We start from the raw sequence: 17,038 nt of genomic DNA, 5'->3' as shown, positions 1-17,038 counted from the left end.
GGGGGTTTTACGTGGCTTTATAAAGGGAGATGACAAAATAATGTCCAAAAGATTTTCACATGGGCATAAACAAAAATGATGGGGTGACTGGGTTTTTATGAACGAACAATATTCCGCGTTGCGTAGTAATGTCAGTATGCTCGGCAAAGTGCTTGGAGATACCATCAAAGATGCGTTGGGGGAAAACATCCTCGACCGCGTTGAAACCATCCGCAAGCTGTCTAAATCTTCCCGTGCCGGTAACGAGGCCAGTCGTCAGGAGCTGCTCACCACCTTGCAGAACCTCTCTAACGATGAGCTGCTGCCCGTTGCGCGCGCCTTCAGCCAGTTCCTGAACCTGGCCAACACCGCTGAGCAATACCACAGCATTTCGCCAAACGGCGAAGCGGCCAGCAACCCGGAAGTCATTGCCCGCACCCTTCGTAAACTGAAAGACCAGCCCGACCTCAACGAAGCCACCATCAAAAAAGCGGTGGAGTCGCTTTCGCTGGAGCTGGTACTGACCGCTCACCCAACCGAGATCACCCGTCGCACCCTGATCCACAAAATGGTGGAAGTGAACAACTGCCTGAAGCAGCTGGATAACAAAGACATTGCCGACTATGAACGCAACCAGCTGATGCGCCGTCTGCGCCAACTGATTGCCCAGTCCTGGCACACCGATGAAATTCGTAAGCATCGCCCAAGCCCGGTCGACGAAGCCAAATGGGGCTTTGCGGTGGTGGAAAACAGCCTGTGGGAAGGGGTACCGAACTACCTTCGCGAGCTGAACGAACAGCTGGAAGCGAACCTGGGCTACCGCCTGCCGGTCGATTTCGTGCCGGTCCGCTTCACCTCCTGGATGGGCGGCGACCGCGACGGCAACCCGAACGTTACCGCGGAAATCACCCGCCACGTCCTGCTGCTGAGCCGCTGGAAAGCGACCGACCTGTTCCTGAAAGACATTCAGGTGCTGATCTCCGAGCTGTCGATGGTTGAAGCGACGCCGGAACTGCGCGCGCTGGCCGGTGAAGAAGGCGCCAGCGAGCCGTACCGTTTCCTGATGAAAAAGCTGCGTGGTCAGCTGATGGCCACTCAGGCCTGGCTGGAAGCGCGCCTGAAAGGCCAGCGCCTGCCAAAACCAGAAGGCCTGCTCAGCCAGAACGAACAGCTCTGGGAGCCGCTTTACGCCTGTTATAAATCGCTGCAGGCCTGCGGGATGGGCATCATCGCCAACGGCGAACTGCTCGACACCCTGCGTCGCGTGAAGTGTTTTGGCGTGCCGCTGGTGCGTATCGACGTGCGTCAGGAAAGTACCCGTCATACCGAAGCGCTGGGCGAGCTGACCCGCTATCTCGGCATCGGTGACTATGAAAGCTGGTCCGAAGCTGACAAGCAGGCGTTCCTGATCCGCGAGCTGAACTCCAAGCGCCCTTTGCTGCCGCGCAACTGGGAGCCAAGCAACGATACCCGTGAAGTGCTCAACACCTGTAAAGCGATCGTGGACGCACCAAAAGGATCGGTCGCCGCCTATGTGATCTCCATGGCGAAAACCCCGTCCGACGTGCTGGGCGTTCACCTCCTGCTGAAAGAAGCGGGCATCGACTACGCCCTGCCGGTCGCCCCGCTGTTTGAAACCCTCGACGATCTGAACAACGCCAACGACGTGATGAGCCAGCTGCTGAACATCGACTGGTATCGCGGCTTTATTCAGGGCAAACAGATGGTGATGATCGGCTATTCCGACTCCGCGAAAGATGCGGGCGTGATGGCGGCGTCCTGGGCGCAGTATCAGGCGCAGGATGCACTGATCAAAACCTGCGAAAAAGCCGGTATCGAGCTGACCCTGTTCCACGGACGCGGTGGCTCAATTGGCCGTGGCGGCGCGCCAGCACACGCGGCGCTGCTGTCACAGCCGCCGGGAAGCCTGAAAGGCGGCCTGCGCGTGACCGAGCAGGGTGAGATGATCCGCTTCAAGTACGGCCTGCCGGAAGTGACCATCAGTAGCCTGTCGCTTTATACCAGCGCGATCCTGGAAGCCAACCTGCTGCCACCGCCGGAGCCGAAAGCCTCCTGGTGCCACATCATGGACGAGCTGTCGGCTATCTCCTGCGATCTGTACCGCGGCTACGTGCGCGAAAACAAAGATTTCGTGCCTTACTTCCGTTCAGCCACGCCTGAACAGGAGCTGGGTAAACTGCCGCTGGGCTCACGTCCTGCCAAGCGTCGTCCGACCGGCGGCGTAGAGTCTCTGCGTGCAATCCCGTGGATCTTTGCCTGGACGCAGAACCGTCTGATGCTGCCTGCCTGGCTGGGTGCCGGTGCCGCACTGCAAAAAGTGGTGGAAGACGGTAAACAGAGCGAACTGGAGACCATGTGTCGCGACTGGCCGTTCTTCTCTACCCGTCTGGGAATGCTGGAGATGGTCTTCTCGAAAGCTGACCTCTGGCTGGCGGAATACTACGATCAACGCCTGGTGAAGCCAGAGCTGTGGGCGCTGGGTAAAGAGCTGCGCGAACTGCTGGAAGGCGACATCAAAGTAGTGCTGGATATCGCCAACGACTCACACCTGATGGCGGACCTGCCGTGGATTGCCGAGTCTATCCAGCTGCGTAATATCTACACCGATCCGCTGAACGTCCTGCAGGCAGAGCTGCTGCACCGTTCGCGTCTGGCGGAAGAAGAAGGAAAAGAGCCGGATCCACGCGTTGAACAGGCGCTGATGGTGACGATTGCAGGCGTTGCGGCGGGTATGCGTAACACCGGCTAATGCTTTACGCCCGGCGGCGCTGCGCTTGCACGGGCCTACGATAAGTAGGCCGGGTAAGCGTTAGCGCCACCCGGCAAATTTCGGTAGTCTCCTTATGCATTCCGATATCACCCAGATTTTGACTGACCTGGTGAACCGCACGTTACCGCTGGGTCAGATTCGTTTCTCAGCGCTGGCTGAACAGCATCCCAGAACCTCTCCCTGCCTCGGCATTACCCTTGGCACTCCCTGCGAGGCGTTTTTTTCTTTTTTTGGACAAATCACGCATCCTGCGCCTCACGTCCTGAGCATACATTTCGGTAAGCAGCAGCTTACAATCGAGCTACAGCGTGACAATGTGCTCTTACAACAACTCCAGGTTGCCCGACGTGGCCCACGAACGGGAGCTTTTCTTCTGCAAACGCTCACTGAATTACAGATGCAGCCTGAGGAACAAGACACAGCAAGGCTGGTAGTTTTAAGCCTGCTCAGCCACTGCCGGGATCTGCTTGGAAGCGAAATTCACACCGACAGCCGCAGCCGGGCGCTGTTCGAAGCCGTTCGGAGCTATATCGAAGAAAATTATGCCTCTTTGTTAACTCGCGAATCCGTGGCACAGGCGTTCTACATCTCCCCAAACTACCTTTCCCATCTATTCCAGAAAGTCGGCAGCGTCGGATTCAATGAATATTTAACAAAAACGCGCCTGGAACATGCGCGTCAGCTGCTGAAAGGCTACGATCTCAAAATTAAAGATATCGCCACACGCTGCGGATTTACGGACAGCAACTACTTTTGTCGTCTCTTTCGCAAGCACACCGAACGTTCCCCTTCCGAATATCGACGACAGTACCACAGCCAGCTGATCGCCAAAAAGTAGCATTGTGATCGCTCTCTCACTTCTCTAAGGACATTACATTTGTCCAGTATTTGGCAAAATTGACCTGTATTCGCCGCGCCTGGGTGCGCCGTATCCTTTATTCAACCTTTCTGACTTAAGGAAAAATAATGGAACTGTACCTGGATACCGCCAACGTGGCGGAAGTAGAACGCCTGGCGCGCATCTTTCCCATCGTGGGCGTCACCACCAACCCGAGCATCATTGCCGCCAGCCGTGAATCCATCTGGGACGTGCTGCCGCGCCTGCAACAAGCCATCGGGCCGGAAGGCACGCTGTTTGCTCAAACCATGAGCCGCGATGCCGAAGGCATGGTGGCAGAAGCCAAACGTCTGAGTAACGCCATTCCGGGCATTGTGGTGAAAATCCCGGTGACGGCTCAGGGGCTTATCGCAATTAAAGCGTTGAAAAAAGAGGGGATAACCACACTGGGAACCGCCGTTTACAGCGCGGCGCAGGGCCTGCTCGCCGCACTCGCAGGGGCGAAATATGTCGCGCCGTATGTAAACCGCGTCGACGCGCAGGGCGGTGACGGCATTCGCATGGTTCAGGAACTGCAGTCCCTGCTGGAACTGCACGCGCCGGAAAGCAAGGTGCTGGCCGCCAGCTTCAAAACGCCGCGTCAGGCGCTGGACTGCCTGTTGGCAGGATGTGAAGCAATCACGCTTCCCTTAGACGTAGCGCAACACATGCTCGGCACACCGGCGGTAGAGTCAGCCATAGAGAAGTTCGAGCAGGACTGGAAAAACGCGTTTGGTAACCTCAACCTCTAAGGGAGAACTGTTATGGACCGTATCATTCAATCGCCGGGGAAATATATCCAGGGCGCTGACGTACTGACCCGTCTCGGCGACTATCTGAAACCGCTAGCCAACCGCTGGCTGGTCGTCGGCGATAAATTTGTGCTGGGTTTTGCCGAAGAAACCCTACGACAAAGTTTTAAAAAAGCTGAACTGCATGCCGAAATCGCGCCGTTTGGCGGCGAGTGTTCACAAAATGAAATCGATCGGCTGAAAAGACTGGCCGATAGCGCCGACTGCCTGGCGGTGCTGGGTATTGGGGGCGGGAAAACGCTGGATACCGCCAAAGCGCTGGCCCACTTTATGAACGTGCCGGTCGCCATTGCGCCGACTATTGCCTCCACCGACGCGCCGTGCAGCGCCCTTTCCGTTATTTACACCGACAGCGGCGAGTTCGATCGCTACCTGATGCTGCCACACAACCCGAACATGGTCATTGTGGATACGAAAGTGGTAGCAGGTGCGCCTGCACGTCTGCTGGCCGCCGGGATTGGCGACGCGCTGGCGACCTGGTTTGAAGCACGCGCCTGCTCGCGCAGCGGTGCGACCACCATGGCCGGGGGTAAATGCACCCAGGCGGCACTGGCGCTCGCGGAGCTGTGCTACAACACGCTGGTTGAAGAGGGTGAAAAAGCGATGCTGGCGGCGGAACAGCATGTGGTGACGCCTGCGCTGGAACGCATTATCGAAGCCAACACCTATCTCAGCGGCGTCGGCTTTGAAAGCGGCGGGCTGGCGGCGGCACACGCTATTCATAACGGTATGACGGCGGTACCGGACGCGCATCACTTCTATCATGGGGAGAAAGTGGCGTTTGGTACCCTGACGCAGCTGGTGCTGGAAAATGCGCCGGTAGAAGAAATTGAAACCGTCGCGGCGCTTTGCCACAGCGTTGGGCTGCCAATCACGCTGGCACAGCTGAACATCAAAGAGGATATTCCGGCCAAAATGCGTCTGATCGCCGAAGCGTCCTGTGCGGAAGGAGAAACCATCCACAACATGCCCGGCGGCGTCACGCCGGATCAGGTGTATGCGGCACTGCTGGTGGCCGACCAGTATGGACAGCGATTCCTGCAGGAGTGGGAGTAATAAAAAAGCCGGGTAGCGCTGCGCTTACCCGGCCTACATGGCACTTTAATTTCCAGGCCGGGTAAGGCGTAGCCGCCACCCGGCACAAAGGTTACTTCACGTCAAACCGATCCAAATCCATTACCTTCGCCCATGCGGCAACGAAGTCGCGAACGAACTTCTCATGCGCATCATCGCTGGCGTAAACCTCTGCCAGCGCACGCAGGACGGCGTTAGAACCGAAGACCAGATCGGCGCGGGTGGCGGTATATTTCACTTCACCGCTGGCGCGATCGCTTCCGGCAAACAGCTCATTGGATTCGTCGGTCGCCTTCCACTGGGTGTTCATATCCAGCAGATTCACGAAGAAATCAGTGCTCAGCACGCCTTCGCGGTTGGTGAACACGCCGTTCTTGCTGCCATCAAAGTTGGCACCCAGCACGCGCAGGCCACCAATCAGCACCGTCAGCTCCGGCGCGGTCAGCGTCAGCTGCTGGGCTTTATCAACCAGCAGCGACTCCGTGGTGGACACATCCACCTGCGCACGGTAGTTGCGGAAGCCATCGGCAATCGGTTCGAGCAGGTTAAACATATCGATATCCGTCTGATCCTGACGCGCATCCACGCGGCCCGGCGTGAACGGCACGGTGACGTACACGCCCGCCGCTTTTGCGGCCTGCTCAACGCCTACCACGCCCGCCAGCACGATGATATCGGCCAGAGAGGCTTTGTTGGTGGTGCGCTGGATAGCTTCGAGCGCCGGTAACGCGCGAACCGCCGCGGCGTTCACATCCCAGTCACGCTGAGGCGCCAGCGCCAGACGCGCGCCGTTGGCACCGCCACGTTTATCGCCACCGCGGAAAGTCGATGCCGACGCCCAGGCCACAGAAACCAGTTCGCTCACGGATAGACCCGAGGCCGCAATTTCCGCTTTCAGGCTTTCAATGTCCTCTTTGGTCGGATTGAATACCGCCTGCGGCAGCGGGTCCTGCCAAATCAGATCTTCTTTCGGCACTTCCGGGCCAAGGTAACGCGATTTTGGCCCCATATCACGGTGGGTCAGTTTGAACCACGCGCGCGCGAAGGCTTCGTTGAAGGCCTGCGGATCGTTCAGGAAACGGCGGGAAATCTTTTCGAATTCCGGGTCAAAACGCAGCGTCAGGTCGGTGACCAGCATGGTCGGCTTGCGTTTTTTCGACGGGTCGAACGGATCGGGCATGATTTCCGGTGCATCAACGGCTTCAAACTGAATCGCCCCTGCCGGGCTGCGGGTCTGCACCCATTCGTATTTGAACAGGTTCTCGAAGAAGTAGTTGCTCCACTGCGTCGGGGTTTGTGACCAGATGACTTCCAGACCGGAGGTAATGGCATCAGCGCCCACGCCCGTGCCGAGCGTGCTCGCCCAGCCCAGGCCCTGCGCTTCAATTGGTGAGGCTTCCGGGTCGGTGCCCACGTGGGTGGCTTCACCCGCGCCGTGAGTCTTGCCGAGGGTGTGGCCGCCTGCAATCAGCGCCACGGTCTCTTCATCGTTCATGCCCATGTTGCCGAAGGTCGCGCGAATCGCTGCCGCCGCTGACAGCGGTTCACCGCTGGCGTTTGGCCCTTCCGGGTTCACGTAGATCAGGCCCATTTCGGTGGCGGCCAGAGGACGCTTCGCCAGCGCTTCCGGATCGCGGTGGGTCAGCCAGGCTTTTTCATCACCCCAGTTCACGTCCAGATCCGGTTCCCAGACGTCTTCACGCCCGGCACCGAAACCAAAGGTGCGGAAGCCCGAATTCTCCAGCGCCACGTTACCCGCGAGGATAAACAGGTCAGCCCAGGAGATTTTTTGTCCGTATTTTTTCTTGATGGGCCACAGCAGACGGCGCGCTTTATCCAGGCTCACGTTATCCGGCCAGGAGTTCAGCGGCGCAAAGCGCTGTTGACCGCGTCCAGCCCCGCCGCGCCCGTCAACGGAGCGATAGGTACCCGCGCCGTGCCACGCCATGCGGATAAACAGGCCCGCGTAGCTGCCCCAGTCGGCTGGCCACCACGGCTGAGAGTCGGTTAGGAGTGCTTTAAGGTCGCCTTTAAGGGCAGAGTAATCAAGTTTGCTGAATTCTTTGCGGTAGTCGAAGTCTTCACCCAGCGGGTTCGAACGATTGGAATGTTGGTTAAGAAGATCGATGCGGAGTTGTTTTGGCCACCAGTCGCGGCTGCCTGTACCTGCGCCCGCGCTGTGATCGACGCCGCCCTGATGGAACGGGCATTTGCCGACTGATGCCGCTTTATTGGTCTCGTCTGACGTGCTCATCGCTATGCTCCCTTTTACAGTGTTACCGTTACGATATACGCCCTTGTTGATAAGGTATAGTTGAGATAACCCACAGATTCGATAGTTAAATCCGTTTAATTTCCCATGGAAAATACATGAGTTTTGTACGTCAAAGGCAGCATTGCTGATATGGCAGGAAAATAAAACCCTTATAAATCAAAAAACCCTCCGAAGAGGGCTCTTTTTTGTTACACGCCTGGTCTAACGCCGAGCGTGTGGCATATGGCGTAACTCATCTCAGCACGGTTCAGCGTGTAGAAGTGGAAATCCTTCACCCCTTCACGACTTAAGATCTTCACCATGTCCATCGCGATGTTTGCGCCCACCAGCTTGCGTGTTTCCGGGTCATCGTCCAGCCCCTCGTACATTTTAGACATCCAAAGCGGAATACGCACATTGGTCATATCAGCAAATTTCTTCGCCTGTTTGAAGTTAGAGACCGGCAGAATACCCGGAATAATTTCAACGTCGATGCCCGCGGAGACGCAGCGGTCACGGAAGCGCAGATAGCTTTCGACATCAAAGAAGAACTGGGTAATGGCGCGGTTCGCGCCGGCATCCACCTTACGCTTGAGGTTAAGCAGATCCGCCTGGGCGCTTTTCGCTTCCGGATGAACCTCAGGATAGGCGGCAACGGAGATATCAAAGTCAGCCACGCCCTTCAACAGCCCAACCAGATCGGCGGCATACATGTCCGGCTTACCGCTGCCCGGCGGCAGATCGCCGCGCAGCGCAACAATATGCCGAATGCCGTTATTCCAGTAATCCTGGGCGATGGCACGCAGCTCGTCGCGGGTGGCGTCGATACAGGTGAGATGCGGCGCCGCTTCCAGACCGGTACGATCTTTGATGCCTTTAATGATGCTGTGGGTACGGTCACGCTCGCCGGAGTTCGCACCGTAGGTCACGGAGACAAACTTCGGTTTCAGGCTGCTGAGACGATCGATAGAGCTCCACAGGGTTTGCTCCATTTCACTGGTGCGCGGCGGGAAAAATTCAAAAGAGACGTTAATCTGGCCGTTTACTTCGGCCAGGCTCTGGTTCAGTGCTTCCCGCTGGTTGGCGTGAAAAAAGCTCATACCCTACCCCTATCAATCGCGTGTCATTGTCTGTTGTGTTGTGAACTTCTATACGTTTAGACGTCCAGATGTAAAAATGACGGAAAAGCAGAGGGACGTCAATAGAAATAATCAACAATAACGGTGAGGTTTGCTCAGGGAAGATGAGGGAAATTCATGATGGGGGTGAGTGCAGTCTGATGCCCTCACCCTAACCCTCTCCCATAGGGAGAGGGAAATTGATTTTTTACAGCAGCTTAGCCAGACGGTTGATGTCGGACTGGATGGCCCCGGCGGTAACGTCGCGCCCGGCGCCCGGGCCGCGGATCACCAGCGGGTTATCGCGGTACCAGCGGCTTTCGATGGCGAAGACGTTATCGCACGGTAGCAGCGCCGCCAGCGGATGTTCAGGACGCACCGCCTCGACACCGACTCGCGCTTTTCCGTTGGCCTCGAAACGCGCCACGTAGCGCAGCACCAGCCCCATCTCGTTTGCGGCTTCCAGACGCTGCACCATCTGCTCGTTAAGTTCTTCCCCATTTTCAAAGAAATGGTCCACAGAACCTTCTTCACAGCCGGCAGGCACCAGTGACTCGACGCGGACGGAATCCGGTTCGATGTCATAACCCGCTTCACGCGCCAGGATCACCAGCTTGCGCATCACGTCTTTACCGGAGAGGTCAACGCGCGGATCGGGTTCCGTTAAGCCCTGCTGCCACGCCTGATCCACCAGGTCGGTGAACGGTACGGTGCCGTCAAACTGCAGGAACAGCCAGGAGAGCGTGCCGGAGAAGATACCGCTCAGCGCCAGAATGCTGTCACCGCTTTCAATCAGGTCGCGCACAGTGTGGTTTACCGGCAGGCCCGCACCCACGGTTGCGTTATACAGCCAGTGACGACCGGTTTTTTCAAACGCGTCGTGGATCTGGCGGTATTTGTCGGTGCTGCTTGCCCCCGCCAGCTTGTTGGCGCTGATGACGTGGAAACCGTGGCTGGCGAAATCAAGATACTGATCGGCAAGCTGTTCGCTGGCGGTAACGTCCAGCACCACCAGATCGTCATATGGGTGTGCACGCATCCACAGGAACAGCGACTCTTCATCCTGCTCGACGGCTTCATCATTAAAGAAGGCAAGCGCGCGGCTGGCATCCAGCCCTTCGTAGTTCAGCAGGCTGCGGCGGCTGTCCACTACGCCTGCGAGAATGAATTCGAACCCGGTACGCGCCGAAAGCGTGACCTGTTCGCGGGCAAACAGCTCCAGCCAGCGGGAACCGATGTTGCCTTTACCAAACAGCACCAGGCCGATGCGTTTTTCCGCGCGGAACAGGGAGGTATGCAGACCCTGAATCAGGCTTTCGGTTGGCCCTTTGCGCAGAACGGCAACCAGGCTAATGCCCTCTTCCGATTGCCAGGTAAATTCCACCGGCTGGCCTTTCAGCTGCTGCCAGAAGCGGTGGCAGTGCAGCGGGTTACGGGTGACGCCCGCGCCCACCATCGCCACCAGCGCCAGCCCCTGACGCAGGCGAAGCTCGCCCGGCAGACCGGCTTCATCCAGAATTTTCAGGGCGCTGTCCGCCACTTCTGCGGTATAGCAGAACTGCAGCAGCTGGCGGTCATTGTGAACACCCACGGCCAGCGGACGCACCTGGGCGCGTTTCAGGATCGTGTCGATCTCTTTATGCGCCAGCCTGAAGTCCTGGCCCGCAGGCACCTGGAATTCAATCAGGCAGATGTCGTCGTGGCTGGTGACAATACGCGCCCCGGTACCGGACGCCAGCACGCGCTCAATGCGCGTGGAGCCTTGATCCGGGGTGTAGCTGCAGCGCAACTGGAGGTCGATATCGCTGCCGGAAACCGGCTGCAGCGTGCGCGCGTGCAGCACCGGTGCGGCCAGACGCGCCAGTTCGCTGGCTTCATCCAGGCGCAGCAGCGGCAGCAGGCAGGCATCTTTTACTTTGCGCGGGTCCGCGCTGTAAACACCGGCCACGTCGCTCCAGATGGTGACGCGGGACACGCCCGCCAGCGCACCGATTTGCGTTGCCGAGTAGTCGGAGCCGTTACGGCCCAGCAGCACGGTTTCACCCGCGTTGCTGCGGCTGATAAAGCCGGTAACCACAATGCGTTTGCCCGGATGCTGCACCAGCAGCTGTTGCAGCAGCGGGTAGGACAGGCCTTCATCCACCTGTGGCTGCGCGGCGCGTTCGGCGCGCAGGAAATCACGCGCGTCGAGCCAGGCGGCGTCCACACCCAGGTGTTGCAGAACCGCAGCCATCAGGCGCGCGGACCACACTTCACCGTGCCCCACCACTTCGGCATACACCGCATCGGTAATGCCGCTATCCAGCAGGGCGGCCAGACGCTCAAGGTCATGCGTGAAGGCGCTGATCAGCCCGTCCGCTACGTCCGCAGGCAGCAAGCCAGCAATCAGCTCGCTCTGGTAACGACGTAAGGACTGTTGCACCTGATGCGCAGAAAGGCGATCGGTCTGGCTCAGTTTCAGCCAGCTAATCAACTGGTTGGTGGTGCTGCCCGCCGCCGAGACAACCATCATGTCACCCGGCTGTGAATATTCCGTCATGATCCCTGCGACACGCAGGTAACATTTCACATCAGCAAGACTACTACCACCAAACTTGTGCAGTTGACGACCCTTCGCCCCTGCCTGCGCTATCACACTCATGATTACCCCTTGGCTGCGATCCGGAAGCCATTTTCCAGATCGGCAATTAAATCTTCAGAATCTTCAATACCGGTTGAGATCCGCAGCAGCGTCTCAGAAATACCGGCGGCGGCACGTGCTTCGGGTGCCATTCCTGCGTGCGTCATAGTCGCGGCGTGGGAGATCAAGCTTTCAACCCCACCTAAGGATTCCGCCAGCGTAAACAATGACAGCCCGCTCAGGAAGCGACGCAGCGTTTGCTCGTCACCGTCCAGTTCAAAACTTAACATCGCGCCAAACCCTTTCTGCTGGCGCGCGGCAATCTCGTGCCCCTGATTTTCCGGCAGCGACGGGTGATACAGCTTCTTCACCAGCGGCTGGGTTTTCAGGAAGTCGACAATCGCCTGAGCATTGCGCTGCGCCACGTCCATGCGCGGCGACAGCGTGCGGATACCGCGCAACAGCAGGTAGCTGTCGAAGGCGCCTGCGGTGACGCCAATATTATTGGCCCACCATGCCAGTTCGGTGACAACATCCGGATCTTTGGCAATCACCACGCCTGCTACCACGTCAGAATGGCCGTTCAGATATTTAGTGCATGAATGCAATACCAGATCGGCACCCAGTGCGAGTGGGTTCTGAAGGGCCGGACTGAGGAATGTATTATCCACTACACTTATCGCTCCCGCATCCCTTGCGAGCTGACAAATTTTCGCAATATCGACAACGCGCAACAATGGATTGCTTGGACTTTCTACCAGAACCAGCTTCGGTTTCTCTGCCAGCGCCTGTTTCAGCGCCTGTTCGTCGTTTTGATCGACAAACAATACGCGATAGCAGCCGCGTTTCGCCAGGCTATCAAACAGGCGATAGCTGCCGCCGTAGCAATCGTGCGGCGCAACCAGCAGGTCGCCTGGTTTCAGGAACACGGTGGTCACCAGGTGAATGGCGGACATCCCCGTGTTGGTTAACACAGCACCTGCGCCACCTTCCAGTTCGGCCAGCGCACGCTGGGTCACGTCACGCGTAGGGTTGCCACGACGCGAGTAATCATGCGCGCGGGGTTCATTAAATCCGGTGAAGTTGTAAGTACTGGAAAGATGAATGGGCGGGACAACGCAGCCGTACTGCTCGTCATCATTTAATCCGCTACGCACTGCGATAGTGGCCTGTTTACGCGTCATGGTGAGGGCTTCCTGGCGAATGAGGTGAAAAGTCAGGCACCAGAGTAAACACTGAAAGTATGGACGTCAATACATCTGGACATCTAAACTTCTTTGCGTATAGATTGAGCAATGCGCAAATAGCCGTTAAAATTATATGCTTTAGTGCACGCTGCAGCGGCAATATCCGTGCCACGGTATCGTCTCTACGGTAAACTAGGCAAGATTGCGGTTCAAAACGGGTGGTTACCGGTTTTGCACCTTTAAATAAATGACTGAGAGGATTAAAGGTATCTCATGGCTGAATGGAGCGGCGAATATATCAGCCCATACGCTGAGCACGGTAAGAAGAGTGAGCAAGTAAAGAAAATTACGGTTTCCATTCCTCTGAAGGTGTTGAAGATCCTCACCGATGAACGTACGCGTCGTCAGGTGAATAACCTGCGCCACGCAACCAACAGCGAACTGCTGTGCGAAGCGTTTCTGCATGCGTTTACCGGTCAACCGTTGCCGAACGATGACGATCTGCGCAAAGAGCGTAGTGACGAAATCCCGGAAGAGGCGAAAGTAATCATGCGTGAACTGGGTATTGACCCGGAGACGTGGGAATACTAACTGCGGTGTGATCCCGCTGAGGTGACTCAGCGGGATAGTTTTTAGAAGTTGTAGCCTAAACCCACGCGCAGACGCGTCTGGCGATCGTCGCTGGTGGCGGTGTTATAGCCGGAAGAGACATTGCCCACTTCGATAAACGGGATCCACGAGTCAATGTTATACGCCACGCGGAAGTTATATTCGTAATCTTCTTTTTTATTGTTATACAGGTCTTCGTTATCGGCGAATTTATAAATGCCGTTTAACTCGAACATCCAGCTATCAATATTATAACCCAGCCACACTTCCGGACGATAAACCATACGGTCATCTTTACCGTCAGCATTACGGCGAGTGTACTCCGTACGATAACGAAACGCCGTCCACCAGCTGTCATTAATATTATACTGTACGCGCAGATAAGGCTTATAGATGGCCATATCATCACCCATTTCAACGGCGACGCCCGGCTGCCATATAAAACCTTGCCAGGTAAATTGATAGCTTGCGGTATATTCGTTGCTGTTACTTTCCATATTATTAAGCGCGTCGTTAGACTGCTTGTTATCGGAGCGCGATACCGCCTCAACCGCTACGCCAAAGCCGGTGCCAAAGCGGTGTGACATGTATACACGGTCATAGTTACGCCCATCGTCGTAATACTCGTGTCGGTAATCCACATATCCCGCCTGCGCCGCGCACGATATTAACGGAAGCACAAATAAGACTTGCTTCAATTTCATAACAGTTCCCTCGAAGTAAATGCGCCCTGAAAGCCACCTTGTCGTAATGGCGAATAAGAATGTATGACGGGCGAAGTGTAATTTTACGAAACGAGAGAAACCTTTTAATTTTTGACACACTCATTAAAAGGTGGCAAAGAATTAAAGAAATGAGAGATGCAGTTCACTATCCGTTAAAGAATACATCAGACAAATATTTTAATACAATGATGCGTAATTAATTATTTTAGATAGAAATATCCAAGTGTGATTTATTCAGAAGGGATATAACAGGCACAAAAAAACCGCCCGTAGGCGGTTTTTTCTGGATGCTTATTTAGCGCCCGGGATGCTGAAACGCTTGTTGAAGCGGTCAACACGGCCACCGGTTGCAACATCACGCTGCTTACCAGTGTAGAACGGGTGGCATTTGCCGCACACGTCCAGGTTCAGATCGTGACCCACGGTAGAGCGGATCTGGATAGAGTTACCGCAAGAACAGTTTGCAGTAATCATTTCGTATTTCGGGTGAATATCTTTTTTCATGGGAGAACCTCAGTTAAGGCCGCGTCGCTCTTCCAGCCCTAACGCCAGACACCACGCGATGTTGATTGTAAGTTCTTTGGCGTAAAGTACACCAAAGGCGGCGAATCATACAGAATTTGACCAACGTATGCAAACTGATCCGCACGCCGCTTTTACTAATGTGTATACTAACGCGCCACTTTTCAAGTCAGGAAGATTCGATGCCCGTCGCTCACGTTGCCCTGCCCGTTCCGCTTCCCCGCACCTTTGACTATCTGCTGCCCGACAGCATGAACGCCAAAGCGGGCTGCCGCGTGACCGTGCCGTTTGGCAAACAGCAGCGCGTTGGGATCGTTGTCTCCGTCAGCGATAAAAGCGAACTGCCGCTTAACGAACTGAAATCGGTCGTTGAGGTGCTGGACAGCGAGCCTGTTTACTCCACCAGCACCTGGCGACTGCTGCTGTGGGCGGCAGATTATTATCATCACCCGATTGGCGACGTCCTGTTCCACGCCCTGCCAATGATGCTGCGTCAGGGCAAAAGTGCCAGCCACGCGCCGATGTGGTACTGGTTTGCCACGGAGGAAGGTCAGGCCGTCGACATCAACAGCCTCAAGCGTTCGCAGAAACAGCAGCAGGCGCTGGCGGCGCTGCGTCAGGGGAAAATCTGGCGGCATCAGGTCGACGAGCTTGAGGTCAGCGAAACGGCGCTACAGGCATTGAGAAAGAAAGGACTGAGCGACCTGGCAAGCGAAGCGCCTGCCCTTTACGACTGGCGGGAAAATTTCTCCGTTTCAGGGGATCGCCTGCGTCTGAATACCGAGCAAGCCACCGCGGTAGGCGCGATTCATAGCGCCTCCGATCATTTCTCTGCCTGGCTGCTGGCGGGGGTCACCGGTTCCGGCAAGACCGAAGTTTACCTGAGCGTGCTGGAAAACGTGCTCGCGCAGGGCAAACAGGCGCTGGTGATGGTGCCGGAAATTGGCCTGACGCCGCAAACCATCGCCCGATTCCGCGAGCGCTTTAACGCGCCGGTTGAGGTTCTGCACTCCGGCCTGAACGACAGCGAGCGCCTCAGCGCCTGGTTGAAAGCGAAAAACGGCGAAGCGGCGATTGTGATTGGCACCCGTTCGTCGCTGTTCACGCCGTTTAAAAATCTTGGCGTAATCGTGATCGACGAAGAGCACGACAGCTCCTATAAACAGCAGGAAGGCTGGCGCTATCACGCCCGCGATCTGGCCGTCTACCGCGCGCACAGCGAGCAAATTCCTATTGTATTGGGATCCGCCACGCCTGCGCTGGAAACGCTGCACAACGTGCGCCAGCGTAAATACCACATGCTGCGCCTGACGCGCCGGGCAGGGAATGCCCGCCCGGCCATTCAGCACGTGCTGGATCTGAAAGGTCAGCAGGTTCAGGCGGGGCTAGCGCCTGCACTGATTACCCGCATGCGCCAGCATTTGCAGGCGGGGAATCAGGTCATTCTGTTCCTCAACCGTCGCGGGTTTGCCCCCGCCCTGCTGTGCCACGACTGCGGCTGGATTGCCGAATGCCCGCGCTGTGATCACTACTACACCTTCCATCAGGCCCAGCGGCATTTGCGCTGCCACCACTGCGACAGCCAGCGTCCGGTGCCGCGCCAGTGCCCGTCATGTGGTTCAACGCATATTGTGCCGGTCGGTCTGGGGACGGAACAGCTGGAACAGGCGCTTGGGCCCTTCTTCCCGGACGTGCCGATTTCGCGTATCGACCGGGACACCACCAGCCGCAAAGGCGCGCTGGAACAACAGCTGGCGGAAGTGCATCGCGGCGGCGCGCGCATCCTGATTGGCACCCAGATGCTGGCCAAGGGCCACCACTTCCCGGACGTGACGCTGGTCGCCCTGCTGGACGTGGACGGCGCGCTGTTCTCGGCAGATTTCCGCTCCGCCGAGCGCTTCGCCCAGCTTTACACCCAGGTAGCCGGACGCGCAGGACGCGCCGGTAAACAGGGCGAAGTGGTGCTGCAAACGCACCACCCGGAGCACCCGCTGCTGCAAACCCTGCTGCACAAAGGCTATGACGCCTTTGCCGAGCAGGCGCTGGCGGAACGCCAGACCATGCAACTGCCGCCGTGGACCAGCCACGTCATCATCCGCGCGGAAGATCATAACAACCAGCAGGCGCCACTTTTCCTGCAGCAGTTGAGAAACCTCCTGCAGGCCAGCCCGCTGGTGGATAACCAGCTGTGGATTTTGGGCCCGGTGCCTGCCCTCGCGCCAAAACGCGGCGGTCGTTTCCGCTGGCAGATCTTGCTCCAGCACCCCTCGCGTATTCGTCTTCAGCATATCGTCAGCGGCGCGCTGGTACTGATAAACACCCTGCCCGAAGCGCGAAAAGTGAAGTGGGTCCTGGACGTCGACCCCATCGAAGGCTGAAGCTGGATCGAAAAATTTAACGCTCCTCACACTTTTTATGAAAATTCTGTAACCGATTCCATTAACTATCTGTAAAAATGGTGATGTCAGAA

Annotated in this window: 12 protein-coding genes; 6 read left to right on the top strand and 6 right to left on the bottom strand. The window is 57.0% G+C overall.

Annotation, left to right across the window (positions count from 1 at the left end; all coding sequences use genetic code 11):
- Positions 1-97: 97 nt before the first annotated feature.
- The 4 genes from ppc to BFG58_RS10545 all read left to right on the top strand — a co-directional run bounded on the left by ppc (position 98) and on the right by BFG58_RS10545 (position 5,515).
- Entirely contained in the window at positions 98-2,749 is a 2,652-nt protein-coding gene (ppc, locus tag BFG58_RS10560) for a phosphoenolpyruvate carboxylase (protein WP_008501791.1), read from the top strand.
- Positions 2,750-2,843: 94 nt separating this feature from the next.
- Positions 2,844-3,608: an AraC family transcriptional regulator gene (locus tag BFG58_RS10555; RefSeq protein WP_048226862.1), complete on the top strand. Its 765-nt coding sequence runs from the start codon at positions 2,844-2,846 to the stop codon at positions 3,606-3,608.
- 128 nt (positions 3,609-3,736) lie between these two features.
- Entirely contained in the window at positions 3,737-4,399 is a 663-nt protein-coding gene (fsa, locus tag BFG58_RS10550) for a fructose-6-phosphate aldolase (protein WP_069719789.1), read from the top strand.
- 12 nt (positions 4,400-4,411) lie between these two features.
- The gene (locus tag BFG58_RS10545) at positions 4,412-5,515 is read left to right on the top strand and encodes a glycerol dehydrogenase (RefSeq protein ID WP_045909123.1); all 1,104 of its coding nucleotides are present in this window, start codon (positions 4,412-4,414) and stop codon (positions 5,513-5,515) included.
- Between the two features lie 91 nt (positions 5,516-5,606).
- Here the strand turns inward: BFG58_RS10545 and katG are convergent, their stop codons facing one another.
- The 4 genes from katG to metB form a co-directional block, all read right to left on the bottom strand.
- Positions 5,607-7,787 (bottom strand): catalase/peroxidase HPI, encoded by a 2,181-nt coding sequence (gene katG, locus BFG58_RS10540; RefSeq protein ID WP_069719788.1) that lies wholly within the window; start codon positions 7,785-7,787, stop codon positions 5,607-5,609.
- 209 nt (positions 7,788-7,996) lie between these two features.
- Complete coding sequence (gene metF, locus BFG58_RS10535; protein ID WP_024909186.1) at positions 7,997-8,887, bottom strand: methylenetetrahydrofolate reductase; 891 nt, start codon at positions 8,885-8,887, stop codon at positions 7,997-7,999.
- Positions 8,888-9,113: 226 nt separating this feature from the next.
- Positions 9,114-11,546, bottom strand: coding sequence for a bifunctional aspartate kinase/homoserine dehydrogenase II (locus BFG58_RS10530; protein ID WP_008501797.1), 2,433 nt, complete (start codon positions 11,544-11,546; stop codon positions 9,114-9,116).
- Between the two features lie 2 nt (positions 11,547-11,548).
- On the bottom strand, positions 11,549-12,709 hold the full coding sequence (metB, locus tag BFG58_RS10525) for a cystathionine gamma-synthase (RefSeq protein WP_045909121.1): 1,161 nt from the start codon (positions 12,707-12,709) through the stop codon (positions 11,549-11,551).
- A gap of 276 nt (positions 12,710-12,985) precedes the next feature.
- Between metB and metJ the strand changes: the two genes are divergently transcribed.
- Positions 12,986-13,303: a met regulon transcriptional regulator MetJ gene (gene metJ, locus BFG58_RS10520; RefSeq protein ID WP_003862042.1), complete on the top strand. Its 318-nt coding sequence runs from the start codon at positions 12,986-12,988 to the stop codon at positions 13,301-13,303.
- Positions 13,304-13,344: 41 nt separating this feature from the next.
- On the opposite strand, the gene BFG58_RS10515 is transcribed toward metJ, so the two are convergent.
- Together BFG58_RS10515 and rpmE are read right to left on the bottom strand one after the other, a co-directional pair.
- Positions 13,345-14,025, bottom strand: a complete 681-nt coding sequence (locus BFG58_RS10515) for an oligogalacturonate-specific porin KdgM family protein (RefSeq protein WP_028015662.1) — start codon at positions 14,023-14,025, stop codon at positions 13,345-13,347.
- 312 nt (positions 14,026-14,337) lie between these two features.
- Positions 14,338-14,550: a 50S ribosomal protein L31 gene (rpmE, locus tag BFG58_RS10510; protein ID WP_003862040.1), complete on the bottom strand. Its 213-nt coding sequence runs from the start codon at positions 14,548-14,550 to the stop codon at positions 14,338-14,340.
- Positions 14,551-14,750: 200 nt separating this feature from the next.
- Here rpmE and priA point away from each other — a divergent pair, with 200 nt between their 5' ends.
- A complete protein-coding gene (gene priA, locus BFG58_RS10505; protein WP_069719787.1) occupies positions 14,751-16,946 on the top strand; it encodes a primosomal protein N' in 2,196 nt (731 codons plus the stop codon).
- The last annotated feature ends 92 nt before the right edge of the window (positions 16,947-17,038 follow it).

The sequence above is a fragment of the Enterobacter sp. ku-bf2 genome, from assembly GCF_001742765.1.
In the GTDB taxonomy this organism is placed as follows: domain Bacteria; phylum Pseudomonadota; class Gammaproteobacteria; order Enterobacterales; family Enterobacteriaceae; genus Enterobacter; species Enterobacter quasiroggenkampii.
This window is presented reverse-complemented; position numbering and strand designations above follow the sequence as displayed.

What these genes read in the sequence shown, in the direction of transcription:
- ppc (WP_008501791.1), top strand. Translation starts at nt 98, where the DNA reads ATGAACGAACAATATTCCGCGTTGCGTAGTAATGTCAGTATGCTCGGC.
- BFG58_RS10555 (WP_048226862.1), top strand. Translation starts at nt 2,844, where the DNA reads ATGCATTCCGATATCACCCAGATTTTGACTGACCTGGTGAACCGCACG.
- fsa (WP_069719789.1), top strand. Translation starts at nt 3,737, where the DNA reads ATGGAACTGTACCTGGATACCGCCAACGTGGCGGAAGTAGAACGCCTG.
- BFG58_RS10545 (WP_045909123.1), top strand. Translation starts at nt 4,412, where the DNA reads ATGGACCGTATCATTCAATCGCCGGGGAAATATATCCAGGGCGCTGAC.
- katG (WP_069719788.1), bottom strand. Translation starts at nt 7,787, where the DNA reads ATGAGCACGTCAGACGAGACCAATAAAGCGGCATCAGTCGGCAAATGC.
- metF (WP_024909186.1), bottom strand. Translation starts at nt 8,887, where the DNA reads ATGAGCTTTTTTCACGCCAACCAGCGGGAAGCACTGAACCAGAGCCTG.
- BFG58_RS10530 (WP_008501797.1), bottom strand. Translation starts at nt 11,546, where the DNA reads ATGAGTGTGATAGCGCAGGCAGGGGCGAAGGGTCGTCAACTGCACAAG.
- metB (WP_045909121.1), bottom strand. Translation starts at nt 12,709, where the DNA reads ATGACGCGTAAACAGGCCACTATCGCAGTGCGTAGCGGATTAAATGAT.
- metJ (WP_003862042.1), top strand. Translation starts at nt 12,986, where the DNA reads ATGGCTGAATGGAGCGGCGAATATATCAGCCCATACGCTGAGCACGGT.
- BFG58_RS10515 (WP_028015662.1), bottom strand. Translation starts at nt 14,025, where the DNA reads ATGAAATTGAAGCAAGTCTTATTTGTGCTTCCGTTAATATCGTGCGCG.
- rpmE (WP_003862040.1), bottom strand. Translation starts at nt 14,550, where the DNA reads ATGAAAAAAGATATTCACCCGAAATACGAAATGATTACTGCAAACTGT.
- priA (WP_069719787.1), top strand. Translation starts at nt 14,751, where the DNA reads ATGCCCGTCGCTCACGTTGCCCTGCCCGTTCCGCTTCCCCGCACCTTT.